General features: G+C 40.0%; 16 protein-coding genes, 1 tRNA gene, 1 other RNA gene and 1 other annotated feature. Of the genes, 14 read left to right on the top strand and 4 right to left on the bottom strand.

Going from position 1 to position 15,301, the window contains the following annotated elements; translation table 11 throughout:
* Nucleotides 1-111 precede the first annotated feature (111 nt).
* Nucleotides 112-1,083 carry a YaaC family protein gene (locus tag AAHB12_RS29730; RefSeq protein ID WP_129731809.1) on the bottom strand — a complete coding sequence of 324 codons (972 nt, stop codon included), beginning with the start codon at nt 1,081-1,083 and terminating at the stop codon, nt 112-114.
* Nucleotides 1,084-1,197: 114 nt separating this feature from the next.
* On the opposite strand from AAHB12_RS29730, the gene guaB reads away from it, so the two are divergent.
* The 7 genes from guaB to AAHB12_RS29695 all read left to right on the top strand — a co-directional run bounded on the left by guaB (nt 1,198) and on the right by AAHB12_RS29695 (nt 8,347).
* Nucleotides 1,198-2,661 (top strand): IMP dehydrogenase, encoded by a 1,464-nt coding sequence (guaB, locus tag AAHB12_RS29725; protein WP_342048712.1) that lies wholly within the window; start codon nt 1,198-1,200, stop codon nt 2,659-2,661.
* Between the two features lie 98 nt (nt 2,662-2,759).
* Nucleotides 2,760-4,079: a D-alanyl-D-alanine carboxypeptidase family protein gene (locus tag AAHB12_RS29720; RefSeq protein WP_342048711.1), complete on the top strand. Its 1,320-nt coding sequence runs from the start codon at nt 2,760-2,762 to the stop codon at nt 4,077-4,079.
* 363 nt (nt 4,080-4,442) lie between these two features.
* Nucleotides 4,443-5,333, top strand: coding sequence for a pyridoxal 5'-phosphate synthase lyase subunit PdxS (pdxS, locus tag AAHB12_RS29715; protein ID WP_129731815.1), 891 nt, complete (start codon nt 4,443-4,445; stop codon nt 5,331-5,333).
* 18 nt (nt 5,334-5,351) lie between these two features.
* Nucleotides 5,352-5,942: a pyridoxal 5'-phosphate synthase glutaminase subunit PdxT gene (gene pdxT / locus AAHB12_RS29710; RefSeq protein WP_129731817.1), complete on the top strand. Its 591-nt coding sequence runs from the start codon at nt 5,352-5,354 to the stop codon at nt 5,940-5,942.
* A gap of 54 nt (nt 5,943-5,996) precedes the next feature.
* Nucleotides 5,997-6,219: a binding site (T-box leader), on the top strand.
* 49 nt (nt 6,220-6,268) lie between these two features.
* Nucleotides 6,269-7,543 carry a serine--tRNA ligase gene (gene serS / locus AAHB12_RS29705; RefSeq protein ID WP_342048710.1) on the top strand — a complete coding sequence of 425 codons (1,275 nt, stop codon included), beginning with the start codon at nt 6,269-6,271 and terminating at the stop codon, nt 7,541-7,543.
* A gap of 104 nt (nt 7,544-7,647) precedes the next feature.
* Nucleotides 7,648-7,740 (top strand) — tRNA-Ser (locus AAHB12_RS29700).
* 244 nt (nt 7,741-7,984) lie between these two features.
* Entirely contained in the window at nt 7,985-8,347 is a 363-nt protein-coding gene (locus AAHB12_RS29695; protein ID WP_129731820.1) for a DUF3797 domain-containing protein, read from the top strand.
* 36 nt (nt 8,348-8,383) lie between these two features.
* Here the strand turns inward: AAHB12_RS29695 and AAHB12_RS29690 are convergent, their stop codons facing one another.
* The 3 genes from AAHB12_RS29690 to AAHB12_RS29680 form a co-directional block, all read right to left on the bottom strand.
* Nucleotides 8,384-9,052 (bottom strand): deoxynucleoside kinase, encoded by a 669-nt coding sequence (locus tag AAHB12_RS29690; RefSeq protein WP_129731822.1) that lies wholly within the window; start codon nt 9,050-9,052, stop codon nt 8,384-8,386.
* Nucleotides 9,049-9,690: a deoxynucleoside kinase gene (locus AAHB12_RS29685; RefSeq protein WP_342048709.1), complete on the bottom strand. Its 642-nt coding sequence runs from the start codon at nt 9,688-9,690 to the stop codon at nt 9,049-9,051. The genes AAHB12_RS29690 and AAHB12_RS29685 overlap by 4 nt, the downstream gene beginning before the upstream one ends.
* A 142-nt stretch (nt 9,691-9,832) precedes the next feature.
* Complete coding sequence (locus AAHB12_RS29680) at nt 9,833-10,405, bottom strand: isochorismatase family cysteine hydrolase (protein WP_342048708.1); 573 nt, start codon at nt 10,403-10,405, stop codon at nt 9,833-9,835.
* 81 nt (nt 10,406-10,486) lie between these two features.
* On the opposite strand from AAHB12_RS29680, the gene tadA reads away from it, so the two are divergent.
* From tadA to AAHB12_RS29645, 7 genes are all read left to right on the top strand, one after another.
* Complete coding sequence (gene tadA, locus AAHB12_RS29675) at nt 10,487-10,987, top strand: tRNA adenosine(34) deaminase TadA (RefSeq protein WP_342048707.1); 501 nt, start codon at nt 10,487-10,489, stop codon at nt 10,985-10,987.
* 76 nt (nt 10,988-11,063) lie between these two features.
* Nucleotides 11,064-11,330: signal recognition particle sRNA large type (ffs, locus tag AAHB12_RS29670), an RNA gene on the top strand.
* 239 nt (nt 11,331-11,569) lie between these two features.
* Nucleotides 11,570-13,246: a DNA polymerase III subunit gamma/tau gene (gene dnaX, locus AAHB12_RS29665; RefSeq protein WP_342048706.1), complete on the top strand. Its 1,677-nt coding sequence runs from the start codon at nt 11,570-11,572 to the stop codon at nt 13,244-13,246.
* Between the two features lie 23 nt (nt 13,247-13,269).
* On the top strand, nt 13,270-13,596 hold the full coding sequence (locus AAHB12_RS29660) for a YbaB/EbfC family nucleoid-associated protein (protein ID WP_205651016.1): 327 nt from the start codon (nt 13,270-13,272) through the stop codon (nt 13,594-13,596).
* A gap of 11 nt (nt 13,597-13,607) precedes the next feature.
* On the top strand, nt 13,608-14,204 hold the full coding sequence (gene recR, locus AAHB12_RS29655; RefSeq protein WP_129731834.1) for a recombination mediator RecR: 597 nt from the start codon (nt 13,608-13,610) through the stop codon (nt 14,202-14,204).
* Nucleotides 14,205-14,217: 13 nt separating this feature from the next.
* Nucleotides 14,218-14,442 carry a YaaL family protein gene (locus AAHB12_RS29650; RefSeq protein ID WP_129731837.1) on the top strand — a complete coding sequence of 75 codons (225 nt, stop codon included), beginning with the start codon at nt 14,218-14,220 and terminating at the stop codon, nt 14,440-14,442.
* Nucleotides 14,443-14,713: 271 nt separating this feature from the next.
* Nucleotides 14,714-14,983 carry a pro-sigmaK processing inhibitor BofA family protein gene (locus tag AAHB12_RS29645; RefSeq protein WP_342048705.1) on the top strand — a complete coding sequence of 90 codons (270 nt, stop codon included), beginning with the start codon at nt 14,714-14,716 and terminating at the stop codon, nt 14,981-14,983.
* Nucleotides 14,984-15,301: the final 318 nt, after the last annotated feature.

The raw sequence follows: 15,301 nt of genomic DNA, 5'->3' as shown, positions 1-15,301 counted from the left end.
ATCCAGAGGAACGGTTTTTTTTGCATTTTGAGCAACTACGCCTTTGTTTTCGCCCAAGAGCAGGGCTCGCCAGTCAGCGAGTTTTCTTTATTACCTGAGAAATGAAAGTTATTATGCTTTCTGTATCAGAAATAAATAAATATAATATGGTACCTTTTCAGATGTAGCAGAAAGAAATTGATGAATAAATGGATAATCTTCTGTTGAATAGCTACGGAGCAAGTCACTCCACCATTCTGTCTCGTAACGAGAGATCATGCTCAAGTTATAAAGAAGAAGGTAATGAATTAATAACTCAGGGAGATTATTTTTATTATCACGATTAGAAGGAAGATAATATTGATCCTTATGTAAATCATATGCTAAAGGTGAGCAGAGCAATCCATTCCAGTTTTTGATTGGAGATGAAAAGGACAACTGCTGCTCTGCTTCTTTTCGTAAATATTGTATATCTAAATGAGGGCATGCCCCACGGAAGTATTCAATAAATCGTTCTTTTGTCATATAATAACTGTCTAGCACTGAAGGAGGAATTACAATCTCTGTCTCGTTTATTCTTTCTATTGGTAAATACTCAGAAGTTTTTTTACTATAGGAAAATAAGTCAATTAATTCCCCAACATGTTTTAGTAATCCCTCCATTGTGTATTTTTCACCCTCTAAGTGTTTCACATGGAACATTCGCTCTGCAATATGTGTAAATAATCCATTTTTTTGAATCTTTACTTCATCCTGTAAAAACTCATAGCTTTGTTTTTTTCGTTTACGTGTTGTAACGCCATGGGCCAATACAGAGGTCGACTCCGGATAGTTCGGATCTACAGTAAGTAAGCATGCCTTTAAGAGCTGCACCATGCCATAGAAAAGCAAAACAGGCTTAATGGAAAGCGGAGAGTCTTTTGCCAGTTCGTAATAACTCTTTCCATGCTCTAGGTAATAAATGAATGGGTAACAATTATCAAAACTCTTTCGATCACCATCCTCTATACATAATTCCTTATAGCAATGAGAAAGGTAATTTTGAGAATGCACAGAAGAAATAAAAAAACTTAATTTTTGCCAAGTAGATTGTATCTTAACCATAAAAAAAAGCTCCTTTAGAATTCTAAAAATTCAAACATATCAACACTTCCTTGACAGTATTTTACCCAGTTGTTAAGCTACTAATAATATTTTGGAAACAGAGGGGGATAACTTATGTGGGAAAACAAGTTTGTTAAAGAAGGTTTAACATTTGATGATGTTCTTTTAATCCCAGCAAGATCAGAAGTACTACCACGAGAAGTAAGTGTAAAAACTGCTTTATCAGAAACGCTACAGCTCAATATTCCACTTATCAGCGCTGGTATGGATACTGTAACAGAAGCAGAAATGGCGATCGCGATAGCTCGTCAAGGTGGATTAGGTATTATTCATAAAAACATGACAATTGAGCAGCAGGCTGAACAGGTAGATAAAGTAAAGCGCTCAGAAAGTGGCGTTATTTCAGATCCATTTTTCCTAACTCCAGATCATCAAGTATACGATGCAGAACACCTTATGGGAAAATACCGTATTTCTGGTGTTCCGATTGTTAATAATGACACAGAGCAAAAATTGGTTGGAATTTTGACAAATCGTGACTTGCGCTTTATTCAAGAATACTCCATGAAAATTTCTGATGTAATGACAAAAGAAAATCTCATTACGGCTCCAGTAGGAACAACTTTATCAGAAGCTGAACAAATCTTGCAAAAGCACAAAATTGAAAAGCTCCCTCTTGTTGACGAACAAGGTACGTTACAAGGTCTTATTACGATTAAAGATATTGAAAAGGTAATTGAGTTTCCTAATTCCGCAAAGGATAAGGTAGGTCGCTTGCTTGTAGGGGCAGCGGTTGGAGTAACTGCTGATGCATTAGCACGTATTGATGCGCTTGTAAAAGCTCATGTGGACGTTATTGTATTAGATACGGCTCATGGGCATTCATTAGGTGTTTTAGAAAAAGTTCGCGAAATTAGAGCGAAGTATCCAAACCTTAATATCATCGCCGGAAATGTGGCAACAGCAGAAGCGACTAGAGACTTAATTGAAGCAGGAGCTAATATTATTAAGGTTGGTATTGGACCAGGCTCTATCTGTACAACACGCGTTGTAGCCGGTGTAGGTGTTCCGCAATTAACTGCTGTATATGATTGTGCTTCAGAGGCACGTAAATACGGTGTGCCTATCATTGCTGACGGTGGAATCAAATATTCTGGAGATATCGTTAAGGCGCTTGCTTCAGGAGCTCATGCAGTTATGCTAGGCAGCATGTTTGCAGGTGTTTCTGAAAGCCCTGGTGATACAGAAATTTATCAAGGACGTCGCTTTAAGGTGTACCGTGGTATGGGTTCTGTTGGTGCTATGGAGCAGGGAAGTAAGGATCGCTATTTCCAAGAGGGAAATAAAAAACTTGTACCAGAGGGAATTGAAGGACGTCTGCCTTACAAGGGACCGCTAGCTGATACAGTACATCAATTAGTAGGCGGACTTCGTTCTGGTATGGGGTATTGCGGTGCACCGAGCTTAGAATACCTTCGTGAAAATGCACAGTTTATCCGTATGACAGGCAATGGTTTGCGCGAAAGTCATCCGCATAATATTCAGATTACGAAGGAAGCACCAAACTACTCATCTTAATATTCTATCTTTTGGACAGAGGTTTCTAACTCTGTCTATTTTTTTTGAAGTGTGTTAGAATAACCGTTATGTGAAAACATTTTATTGGAGGTAGCAAGGTGAGCGTTTTCTTTCGAAAAAGGGTATTTGCTGTAGTTACATTGTTTACATTGATGTATAGTTTATTGTTTTCGTATAAGGCTGCATTTGCGGAAACAGATACGGATTTGGATATAAAGGCAGAATCGGCTATTTTAGTGGAAGCACAATCAGGGAAGATACTGTATGAAAAAAACTCCGACGAATCCCTCGCTATTGCAAGTATGACGAAGATGATGACGGAATATCTTGTGCATGAAGCAATAGAAAAAGGAAAAATCAAATGGAATCAAAAAACAACGATATCAGAATATGCATATATGATTTCACAGGATACAAATTTATCTAATGTTCCTCTTGAAAATGGTGGCTCCTACACAGTAAAGGAATTGTATGAAGCAATGGCAATTTATTCAGCTAATGGAGCAGCCATTGCATTAGCTGAGTTAATTGGTGGTTCTGAAGGGAACTTTGTTAAATCAATGAATGAAAAAGCGAAGGAGCTAGGCCTGAAGAACTATAAGTTTGTAAATGCTACTGGTCTAACAAATAGCGATTTAAAGGGACATCAACCTGCTGGGACAAGCCCTGATGAGCAAAATAAGATGTCTGCGAAAGATTGTGCGATTTTAGCAAAACGCTTAATAGACGATTATCCGGAGATCCTAAAAACAGCAAGCGTTCCTAAAAAAGTGTTCCAAGAAGGCGGAAAATACCCAGTTAAGATGGAGAACTGGAACTGGATGCTCCCTGGATTGGTATACGGGTATGAAGGTGTTGATGGACTAAAGACTGGTTCTACACCGGAGGCTGGCTATTGCTTCACAGGTACGGCAAAACGAGATGGTATGAGGCTCATTTCAGTAGTAATTAAAACAGACTCTGATAAGGCGCGATTTGCAGAAACAAAAAAACTCTTCGATTATGGTTTTAGCGGTTTTGAGGTAAAGGAATTGTATCCAAAAGGTTCTGAGGTAAAGGGTACAGAGACGATAAATATTGTAAAGGGAAAAGAAAAAGAAGTTGGAATTGAAACGAAAAAAGACACTGTTGTTGCAGTTCCAAAAGGATCTAAAAACACCTACATAACAGGAGCTGAGTTGGAGGATAAGGAAATTACCGCTCCCGTGAAGAAGGGAACAACAGTAGGGTATATGACATTAAAAGCAAAAGATAACAGTGATCCAGGCTTTCTTTCAGGGAAAGAATTAAAAACCGAGCTTATTGCACAAGCTAACGTAGAGAAGGCAAATGTGGTTGTGCTTGCAATGCGCGGGGTAGGTTCATTCTTTGTCGGAATTTGGACCGGGGCAGTTGACACGGTAAAAGGCTGGTTTTAAAGAAAGCTCGCCGATTGGCAAGCCCCGCCCTTGGGCGAAGACAGAGGCGTAGTTACACTTACACTGTGTCTCGAAAGCTTCCCACCATGTCCAATGGCTTCTAACTGAAAATTTATACTTTATTTTTTAAAGTGTAAAAAAAAGTTCCCTCAAGGGGACTTTTTTCTTATATTTTTTCATATTTTGTTCATCTTATGGAATGTACGGATTTCTGGAATGTACGGAATTTCCTGCTTTTCGTCTTGATTTTTCAGTAAAAAATAGTGGACAAGCCGGTAATATGTAGTGTTAGAATGTAAGAGTATTCTTAATTTTCGTTAGGAAAGTAAAAAAGAAGCAATTTATATAGAGGGGGTTCTTTAAATGGTTAACAATTTAACAGGTACAGAACGTGTAAAGCGTGGAATGGCAGAAATGCAAAAGGGCGGCGTCATCATGGATGTAATCAATGCCGAGCAAGCGAAAATTGCGGAGGAAGCAGGCGCAGTTGCTGTTATGGCATTAGAGCGTGTTCCTGCTGATATTCGTGCAGCAGGCGGCGTGTCCCGTATGGCTGACCCAACAATCGTTGAAGAAGTATTAGGTGCCGTATCTATTCCGGTTATGGCAAAATGCCGTATCGGTCATATCGTAGAGGCTCGTGTATTAGAGGCGTTAGGAGTAGACTACATTGATGAGAGTGAAGTACTAACTCCAGCGGATGAAGTATATCATTTGAAGAAAAGCGATTATACAGTTCCATTCGTATGCGGATGCCGTGACCTAGGGGAAGCATCTCGTCGTATTGGTGAAGGTGCAGCTATGCTTCGTACAAAAGGTGAGCCAGGAACAGGAAACATCGTAGAAGCAGTTCGTCATATGCGTCAAGTGAACTCCCAAATTGCTCAAGTTGTTGCAATGCGTGAAGATGAACTGATGACATTTGCAAAAAATATTGGTGCTCCTTATGAAGTGTTATTAGAAATCAAACGTTTAGGCCGCTTACCAGTTGTAAACTTTGCAGCAGGTGGTGTAGCAACTCCAGCAGATGCTGCATTAATGATGCAATTAGGTGCAGACGGTGTATTTGTAGGATCAGGTATCTTCAAGTCCGAAAACCCTGCTAAATTCGCGCGCTCAATCGTAGAAGCTACAACTCATTATGAAGACTATGAGCTTATTGCTCGTTTATCAAAAGGATTAGGCAACCCGATGAAAGGTATTGAAATTTCATCATTATTACCAGAGCAACGCATGCAAGAGCGCGGCTGGTAATCAAAAGGAGCTCGCAGCATGATTACAATTGGTGTATTAGGGCTTCAAGGAGCAGTTCGTGAGCATATACAATCCATTGAGGCTTCCGGGGCACGTGCAGTTGTTGTAAAGAAGGTAGAACAGCTAACTGAGCTTGATGGTCTGATTTTACCTGGTGGAGAAAGTACAACGATGCGTCGTTTAATTGATAAATATGGCTTTATGGAGTCTCTTCGTCAATTTGCGCAGGAAGGGAAGCCAATGTTTGGGACATGCGCAGGTATGATTCTATTGGCGAAAAACCTTGTGGGTTATGATGAAGCTCATATTGGAGTAATGGATATTACTGTTGAACGCAATGCCTTTGGAAGGCAACGTGAAAGCTTTGAGGCGCCGTTATCTATCAAAGGTGTCGGTGAGGACTTTATTGGTGTGTTCATTCGCGCTCCGTATGTTGTGGGTGTCGAAGGGCATGTAGATGTGCTTGCTACTCATGGTGACCGTATCGTAGCAGTACAGCAAGGTCCGTTCCTCGCAGCCTCTTTCCATCCGGAGTTAACGGATGATCACCGTATTACAGCATATTTTGTAAAAATGGTGGAAGAAGCAAAAGCGAATAAGGTTGTATAACTTCCTTGCAAGTTGTTAAAGATTATAGTAAATTGATGATGAACATCTATATAGTATAAAGCGTTGACGGGAAACAGTAACAGGATAAGCTTTTTTTAGAGAGCCGATGGTTGGTGCAAATCGGTAGAAGCAGCCTGTGAATCCATCCTTGAGCGAAATGCAGAACGTGCTTGAACTAACTAGTAAGCATTTTCGGCGAAGAGCCGTTATCCTTCTCGAGAGGAAAGCATGTGCTTTCAACTAGGGTGGCAACGCGGGCATAACTCCCGTCCCTTTTTTACAGGGACGGGAGTTTTTTATGTTTTACACAATAAAGGAGGGTTAAGATGCTAGACATTAAAGTATTACGGGCTGACCTTGAAGGGGTAAAGGCAAAACTGCAGCATCGTGGCGAGGATTTAACAGACTTTGGCCGCTTTGAAGAATTGGACACAAAGAGAAGAGATCTTTTAGTGCAGACAGAAGAGCTAAAAGGGAAACGAAATGAGGTTTCTCAGCAGGTTGCAGTGCTAAAGCGTGAAAAGCAGGATGCAGAGCACTTGATTTTGGAGATGCGTGAGGTAGGCGACAAAATTAAATCATTGGATGAGGAGCTTCGTGTTGTCGAGGCTGACCTTGAAAAACTTTTGTTAACAATCCCTAATATTCCGCATGAGTCCGTTCCAGTAGGTGAAACAGAGGATGATAACGTTGAAATCCGTACTTGGGGGGAAGTTCCACAGTTTCCCTTTGAGCCAAAGCCGCATTGGGACATTGCAACAAATCTTGATATTTTAGATTTTGAACGTGCAGGTAAGGTAACTGGAAGTCGTTTTGTATTCTATAAAGATTTAGGAGCAAAATTAGAGCGTGCATTAATTAACTTTATGCTAGACCTCCATACAGAAGAGCATGGATATAAAGAAGTATTACCTCCATACATTGTAAATCGTGACAGCATGACAGGAACAGGGCAGCTTCCAAAATTTGAAGAAGATGCATTTCGGATTGAGAGTGAGGATTACTTCCTGATTCCAACTGCGGAGGTACCTGTAACAAACTTACACCGTGATGAAATCCTAAGTGGTGACACTTTACCAATTCAATACGCAGCGTTTAGTGCATGCTTCCGTTCTGAGGCAGGCTCTGCGGGACGTGATACACGTGGATTAATTCGGCAGCATCAATTTAATAAGGTGGAATTAGTAAAGTTTGTGAAACCTGAGGATTCCTATGAGGAGTTAGAGAAGCTAACAAATGATGCTGAGCGTGTATTACAGTTGTTGGGGCTACCATACCGTGTTCTAAGTATGTGTACAGGAGATTTAGGCTTCACAGCGGCAAAGAAGTATGACATTGAGGTATGGATTCCGAGCTATAATATGTATCGTGAAATCTCTTCCTGCAGTAACTTTGAAGCATTTCAGGCCAGACGTGCCAATATTCGCTTCCGCCGTGATCCAAAATCAAAGCCTGAGCATGTACATACATTGAATGGTTCTGGATTAGCACTTGGTCGTACGGTAGCGGCTATTCTAGAGAATTATCAGCAGGAGGATGGCTCTGTTATTATCCCAGAGGTACTTCGCCCATATATGAGAAATAGAGAAGTGATTAAATAAAAAAGGAATCCTCTCTTATACTTACTTGCAAAGACGAAGCAGGAGAAGTAAAGATGCTTGACGCTTCTTTTTTTCTTCTGCTATAATACTTCATGTCAATAGGAGGAGGAATACCCAAGTCTGGCTGAAGGGGTCGGTCTTGAAAACCGAGAGGCGGTGAAAGCCGCGCGGGGGTTCGAATCCCTCTTCCTCCGCCACTTAAATATTGACGACAACAGCGCATATAAGTGGAGATTGGAAAACTCGTTACAATGCTGTAACGAGTTTTTATTTCACTTTAAGAAAGTATAAATTTCCGGCTAGAAATCGATTCGACGTAGCAGGAAATTTTAGGAGCGAAGTGTAAGTGCAACTACGATTCTGTCTTCGCCCAAGAGCAGGGCTTGCCAATTGGCGAGTTTTCTTTATAGTGAATATCTCAACAAACAGAAAGGAGCAACAATGGACCTAATTATCCAAACTTTTCCTATGCAGGAAAAAACACTTTATTATGTACAGTGTCCTGTTTGTAAGAGAGACCGAATTTTAAACAGTACCTCTAATGTTTCAAATATAGTGAGCAAAGAGGCTTTTCGCAAGCTGTGCGGCTGTATTTGCCAAACAACCAATGCTATTGTGACAGAACTGAAACCGGTAAAACAAAAAGGGAAAGCTTTAACAGCCACTGTAAATGGAGTAGAAATGACTGTGAAGGAAATAGCTGAAGCATATGGACTCAGTCAAAGTACAGTAAGACAACGGATTCATGCAGGAAAATCTGGAGATGAATTAATTGCCCCTGCTAAACGAAGCAGCAAGGGATAATAAAGAGACTCATGGTACATTCCATGAGTCTCTTTATTATCTCACAAACCTTTTTGTTTCATGCAGGAAATAAGCAATTTTCTCAATAACAGGTTCAATGGATTCCTCATTTTTCATAATATCATATTCATTAATATTAAGACGCAGAACGGGGCAAGAGTTAAAGTTACTAATCCAGTTCTCATAGCGTTCATGCATTTCCTTCCAATATTCTAAAGGTGTTTGCTGCTCCATTGGTCTTCCACGCTCACGAATCCGTTCTAGAATGTCCTCAAATGAGCCCTCCAAGTAAATCAATAGGTCTGGATGCGGAAAATATGGAGTCATAACCATGGCATGAAATAGCTCTTTATACGTTTGATAATCAACCTCTGTCATAGTGCCTTTTTCATAGTGCATCTTTGCAAAAATACCAGTATCCTCATAAATAGAGCGGTCCTGAACGAATCCACCGCCATATTCAAAGATTCTTTTTTGTTCTTTAAAGCGTTCAGCTAAAAAGTAAATTTGCAGGTGAAAGCTCCAGCGTGCGAAATCGGCATAAAATTGATCTAGGTATGGATTTGTATCAACCTTCTCGAATGACGTTCTGTAGCCTAATGCCTTTGCTAATGCTTTAGTCATAGTGGATTTACCTACGCCAACTGTGCCTGCAATCGTAATAACGGCGTTATTGGGGAGCTTATATTTTTGTCTTATCTTCATGATTTTGTAATCTCCTTCTTTAGTGTAATTTCCAATGCAGATAAGATATAGTTCAAGTCATCCTCTTCGTTTACAAAATCCATATCATCACCATTGAATTTCAAAATAGGAATGGAAGGATGATTTTTAGCGAATTGATTCATAGCAGTTTCGTAATCTGAGATAAGCTGCAACAGGTATTGCGGATCAATCTTCTTTTCAAACTCCCTGCCACGGAGCGAAATGCGTTTTTGTAATGTTTCCAAACTTGCTGTTAGGTAGATGATCACATTCGGGGTAGGCATGTCCTGGGTAAGAATATTATAAATTTGAATATATTTATAGTATTGACTAGGCTTCAGGGTTCTGTTTGCAAAAATTAAATTTTTAAGGATATGATAATCTGCTACAACAGGTATAGCATTGCTTAAGTATTTCATATGAATATCCTCTAGTTGCTTATAGCGGTTGCAGAGGAAGAACATTTCAGTTTGAAAGCTCCATTCTTCAATATCTTGATAAAATTTTCCTAGAAAAGGATTTTCACTGACTATCTCTTTCAACAAATAAAGACAGAAATGATTTGAAATAGCTTTTGCAAGAGAGGTCTTTCCAACTCCAATAGGACCCTCGACTGTAATGAAAGGTATGTTGATCATTGCTTCTTCTCCTTTACTCGGGCCTTTAGGTAAATAAGAATCAAAACAGACTTATTGTAGCATAAGATGATGAGAAAAGATGCGTTTCTTTTAAAAACTTCCAGATAAAATTATATGAGAATATAGATGGATGAAATTTACCTTATTCCAATGCCTTGGAGCTTGTTTCGAATAGGGAGTGAAGAGAAAGCTGAGAAGAAGGAGAAATCTCTGCTTTTAAAATCGCCTCCATGACTGTTAAAGCATGTTCATTATCTTTTTCGGAATTTGACGCAATACAATTTTTAGGTACATATAGTTTATAATTTCGCATATGCGCATCATTTGCCGTGAATAAAATGCATATATTACCCGCTACTCCGGTTAAAATCAGATTCTGTACTTTTAGATGTCCAAGCAATGTGTTTAGTGGAGTTTCATAAAAGGCTGAATAATGGGGTTTAATGAGAAAATAATCATCTTCCTTAGGTGCAATATCCTTCAGGATAGGGCTGCTTAATTCATTGTCACAATGCTGGATAATCTTATTCATATCAGCCTGCCAGAGGTTATAATGATCATTGATATAAATCACATGACCTTGGTTTTTCTTAATCCAGTTCTTTAGTTGTAGAATGCTTGGTAGCATATCCCTGCACTTTTTTGCTAAAATAGGTCCATGTTCAAATTGAAAATCATTAATCAAGTCAATTATAAGTAGGGCAGTCTTGTGCATAAATATATTCTCCTTTCTCTTCCTCTTATTGTGGATTGAAAAAAGGAAAGTTATTTGCAATAAATAGAAAGGGATTTATTAATGGAACGTGATGAATATTATATGAAGCTTGCCATAGAAGAGGCAAAAAAAGCAGGAGAGATGCAAGAGGTACCTATTGGTGCTGTTATCGTAATTGGGGATGAAGTTATAAGCCGCGCACATAACCTTCGCGAAACAGAGCAGCGCTCAGTTGCTCATGCGGAGTTGCTAGCAATTGATGAGGCATGTCGAAGTCTTGGGACGTGGCGTCTTGAAAATGCAACCCTTTATGTAACATTAGAGCCATGTCCAATGTGTGCTGGTGCTATTGTTCTATCACGGGTAGAGAGGGTTGTGTATGGCGCAAGTGATCCTAAAGGAGGCTGTGCCGGAACGCTGATGAATTTACTGCAGGAGGAACGTTTCAATCATCAGGCCGAGGTGGTCAGCGGCGTGCTGGATGAGGAATGTGGAGCTATGCTATCAGAGTTTTTCCGGGAGCTTCGCAGCAGGAAGAAGAGAAAGGCAAAGGAAAACATGGGTAAAAATACTTCCTGCTGATAAGTTGCATTTATGTTCAAAAACGGATATACTAAAAATGTCCTCAATAAGGCAACCAAATATGGTTTCAACTTTGCCGTGCTAAGCGGGGAGGTAGCGGTGCCCTGTACTCGCAATCCGCTCTAGCGAGGCCGAATCCCTTTCTCGAGGTTGTGCTTGCTGTAGGGTCTGCCCTAAGTAAGTGGTGTTGACGTCTGGGTCCTACGCAACGGGAATCTGTGAACCTTGTCAGGTCCGGAAGGAAGCAGCAATAAGCGGAAGCTCTCGTGTGCCGTAGGGGTGCCTGGACCGAGCTAACTGCTTAGGTAACGCTTATGGCACACAATCGACAGAAGGTGCACGGCAGTTATATAATAGCTATTAAACCTGCTTTTTAAAGCAGGTTTTTTGCTGTTTAAAAAGGTGTTTAGCAATAGTGTTGATTTATTTTATACTAGTAAGGTGAGTTTATGTAGGGACAAAGCTTTTGTTACATTCCTCAATCCTGAAAAACCTTACTCCCCCGCTTTTTCTTTTTTACTTCCATTATGATAATCATGTATAATAGGTGAGACAAAATAGTTCGAAGGAGGCCGTACTTTCGTGTCATATCAGGCGCTTTACCGAACTTGGAGACCACAAGCATTTGGCGATGTGGTCGGTCAAGAGCATGTAACGAAAACATTGCAAAATGCCCTTCTTCAGGGGAAGGTTCCCCATGCTTATTTATTTTCAGGTCCAAGAGGTACTGGTAAAACAACAATAGCAAAGGTGTTTGCAAAGGCAATTAACTGTGAGAATGGACCGACAGTAGAGCCTTGTAATCAATGTGAAACGTGCAAATCCATCATGCTTGGGACAAACGATCAAGTGTTAGAGATGGATGCAGCTTCTAATAACGGCGTGGATGATATTCGATACCTAATTGAAAAGGTAAGAACACCTCCTGCCTCTGTTCGATATAAAGTATATATTATCGATGAAGTTCACATGCTTTCCATGGGTGCCTTCAATGCATTATTGAAAACATTAGAAGAACCTCCAAAGCACGTTATCTTCATTCTGGCCACTACTGAGCCTCATAAAATTCCTCCGACTATTATTTCACGTTGCCAACGTTTTGAGTTTCGGAAAATCTCTGTTCAGGATATTGTAGACCGTCTTGCAACAGTTGTACGGAATGAGGGAACAGAGGTAGCAGAGGAAGCGCTCCACATTGTAGCAAGAGCGGCAGAAGGTGGAATGAGGGATGCTCTTAGCCTTATTGACCAGGCTATCTCATACAGTGAAGATATAGTCACAACTGAGGATGTGCTAGCTGTAACTGGGTCGGTGGCACAAAAGCAATTGTCTCGTTTAGCGATATGTATTTTTGAGAATGACGTGCCCCAAGCTCTTCGGATTATCGATGAGCTAATGAATCACGGGAAAGATGCAATGCGCTTTATGGAGGATTTTATCTACTACTATCGAGATATGCTCCTGTATCAAACTTCCCCGCATTTAGGGGATTTATTAGAGCGTGTCCTAGTTGATGAAGATTTTCGGATGTTAAGCGAACAAATTCCTGCCGAAACGATTTATGAAGTGATTCATACCTTGAGCAAAAGCCAGCAGGAAATGAAATGGACAAATCATCCGCGTATCTTTTTAGAGGTTGTGATGGTGAAGCTTTGCCAGCAATTTTTAATAAAAAAGCAAGGCTCAGATCATTTGCAAACCATTTTGCAGCGTATGCAGGAAATGGAAGCTGAACTAAGACATTTAAAACAGAATGGTGTTGCAATTTCACAGGAAGCGTTGCCGGTTGTAGAGAAAAAAGCTCCAAAACAAAGCCGGACAAAGCGGAATGTGCCGGCAGGACGAATCCATGAAGTTCTAAAGAAGGCTACTCGAAAAGATTTAGAGAGAGTTAAAGGGATTTGGGGAGAAGTACTCGAACAACTAAAACAGCAAAGCAAAGTCGCGTTTGCGGTATTATTGGAAAACAGTGAACCTGTTGCTGCTGCTTCCGATTACTATGTTTTGGCTTTTGAACATAGTGTTCATGCTGATTTGGTGAATAATAATACGCAGGGAATCCAAGCTATGGAGCAAATCCTTTTCAATTTGTCGGGGAAGAGCCTACAAATGGTACCAGTCCCGAAGGAAAATTGGCAGGATATCCGAGAAGAGTTTCTCAAACTAGATCAAACAGAAAAACCGATACCAAAAGAGGATCCTCTTATTGATGAAGCAATTAAAATCGTAGGGGAGAATCTGGTAGAAATAAAAGAATAATTATGTAGGAGGAATGTAACATGATGCGTGGTGGAATGGGCAATATGAATAATATGATGAAACAAATGCAAAAAATGCAAAAAAAAATGCAAGAGGCACAAGAGGAATTAGAAAAAAGAACAGTTGAAGGTACTGCCGGCGGTGGAATGGTAACCGTTGTTGTAAATGGCCAAAAGCAGATTCTAGAAGTGAAAATCAAAGAAGAGGTTGTAGATCCAGAGGATATTGAAATGCTGCAGGATCTTATATTAACAGCAACAAATGATGCCTTGAAAAAGATGGATGAGATAACATCTTCTACTATGGGTCAGTTCACAAAAGGTTTAAATCTGCCGGGCGGACTATTCTAGGAGGCTGTATCATGCATTACCCAGAACCTATATCAAAGCTGATTGACAGCTTTATGAAACTGCCAGGAATTGGTCCGAAAACGGCCGTTCGTCTGGCCTTTTTTGTCCTGAATATGAAGGAAGATGATGTACTAGATTTTGCAAAGGCTTTAGTCAATGCTAAGCGAAATCTAACATACTGCTCTATATGCGGGCACATTACTGACCGTGATCCATGCTACATTTGTGATGATTCTCATCGTGATCAATCGCTGGTTTGTGTTGTGCAAGAGCCAAAGGATGTAATTGCAATGGAAAAAATGAAGGAATATCGAGGTGTATACCATGTGCTGCACGGGGCAGTCTCTCCAATGGAAGGGATTGGACCTGAGGATATCCGTATTCCTGAGCTGCTAAAGCGACTTCAAGATGAAACAGTACAAGAGGTTATTCTAGCAACAAACCCAAATATTGAGGGAGAAGCAACAGCTATGTATATCTCCCGTCTTCTAAAGCCAACGGGGATTAAGGTTACAAGGATTGCTCATGGGCTTCCTGTAGGTGGAGACCTGGAGTATGCGGATGAGGTAACCTTATCTAAAGCTTTAGAAGGACGCAGAGAGCTTTGAGGAGAAAACTATGATATTTTTTCGCCGAAAGGGTTCTTTAAGACGTGAATACGATGAAAAGCTTGTGCAGCTATTAGAGCAACAGAAGAATGAATGGAAGAGACAAGAGAGAATGATGGAGAGAAGTTTAGAGCCATCAGAGGATGTAATTTGCCACTTGAAAATTACAGAAGCGAAATATCTCTACTTGTTGAAAGAAGCAAAGCAGCGTAAAGTACAGGTAAAGAAATTAAAGTAAGAGAAAAAGTTAGCTTGAAACAAGGAAAACTCTTAATTTTCTCTAAGAAATGGATCGCCATGTATAACCGGATGAAAAAAATGGTTATATATGGCGATTTATTTTTCACTTTAAGAAAGGGTAAATGCAACGATGTTCCTGCCTTCACCGAACAGCTCGAGTTTTCTTTTTACGTGAATTCTTGCTTGCAGTTTTACTTTTTCATATACAAAATGGTATGTCTCCCATTGTCTGCTCATATAGATGTAGTACAAGTTGTAAGGGAGAGAAGATGATGGATCATATTGCGGTAATAGCAATTGTTGCTGGTATTATTATGCTGCTTATGCTTGCAGGTGCGCCATTAAAGCCATTTCGTTTTATTGGAATGTCCATTATAAGGGTTCTTGTTGGGGCTTTATTGCTATTTGTTTTGAATGTAATTGGAGCACAATTGAACTTGCATATTCCAATTAATCTCATCACAGCCTCTGTGTGCGGTTTTCTTGGAATTCCTGGATTAGGTGCACTAGCTGTAATTCAAATGTATATTCTTTCGTGAAAAAGGCTCATCTCAGTAGAGCCTTTTTATTTTGCTTTCAGAAAATATAAGATTCCAGCTAGAAATGAATTCACGTGGCAGGAAATTTTGGAGGATAGAATGTAAGTGCAACTACGCCTCTGTCTTCGCCCAAGAGCAGAGCTCGTCAATCAGCGAGTTTTCTTTAGGGTACATTAATGGGACGGGTATTTTTACGGGTTTTGAAAAAAAACAAAAATGGTGTTGACCATTATGGGGATATATGATAAATTAATAAACGTTGTCGCGAGGAAAATTAAAAAAACGTTGACAGCGAATAGGTTATGTATTATATTAGAT

Source organism: Bacillus sp. OTU530 (assembly GCF_038440375.1).
Note: the sequence above shows the minus strand (reverse complement) of the source record. Positions and strands in the feature narration are given on the sequence as shown.

Excerpts from the sequence above, each read along its gene's own strand:
- serS (WP_342048710.1), top strand. The coding sequence starts at position 6,269 with ATGCTAGACATTAAAGTATTACGGGCTGACCTTGAAGGGGTAAAGGCA.
- tadA (WP_342048707.1), top strand. The coding sequence starts at position 10,487 with ATGGAACGTGATGAATATTATATGAAGCTTGCCATAGAAGAGGCAAAA.
- pdxT (WP_129731817.1), top strand. The coding sequence starts at position 5,352 with ATGATTACAATTGGTGTATTAGGGCTTCAAGGAGCAGTTCGTGAGCAT.
- AAHB12_RS29645 (WP_342048705.1), top strand. The coding sequence starts at position 14,714 with ATGATGGATCATATTGCGGTAATAGCAATTGTTGCTGGTATTATTATG.
- recR (WP_129731834.1), top strand. The coding sequence starts at position 13,608 with ATGCATTACCCAGAACCTATATCAAAGCTGATTGACAGCTTTATGAAA.
- AAHB12_RS29730 (WP_129731809.1), bottom strand. The coding sequence starts at position 1,083 with ATGGTTAAGATACAATCTACTTGGCAAAAATTAAGTTTTTTTATTTCT.
- pdxS (WP_129731815.1), top strand. The coding sequence starts at position 4,443 with ATGGTTAACAATTTAACAGGTACAGAACGTGTAAAGCGTGGAATGGCA.
- AAHB12_RS29685 (WP_342048709.1), bottom strand. The coding sequence starts at position 9,690 with ATGATCAACATACCTTTCATTACAGTCGAGGGTCCTATTGGAGTTGGA.
- AAHB12_RS29660 (WP_205651016.1), top strand. The coding sequence starts at position 13,270 with ATGCGTGGTGGAATGGGCAATATGAATAATATGATGAAACAAATGCAA.
- AAHB12_RS29690 (WP_129731822.1), bottom strand. The coding sequence starts at position 9,052 with ATGAAGATAAGACAAAAATATAAGCTCCCCAATAACGCCGTTATTACG.
- AAHB12_RS29680 (WP_342048708.1), bottom strand. The coding sequence starts at position 10,405 with ATGCACAAGACTGCCCTACTTATAATTGACTTGATTAATGATTTTCAA.
- AAHB12_RS29695 (WP_129731820.1), top strand. The coding sequence starts at position 7,985 with ATGGACCTAATTATCCAAACTTTTCCTATGCAGGAAAAAACACTTTAT.
- guaB (WP_342048712.1), top strand. The coding sequence starts at position 1,198 with ATGTGGGAAAACAAGTTTGTTAAAGAAGGTTTAACATTTGATGATGTT.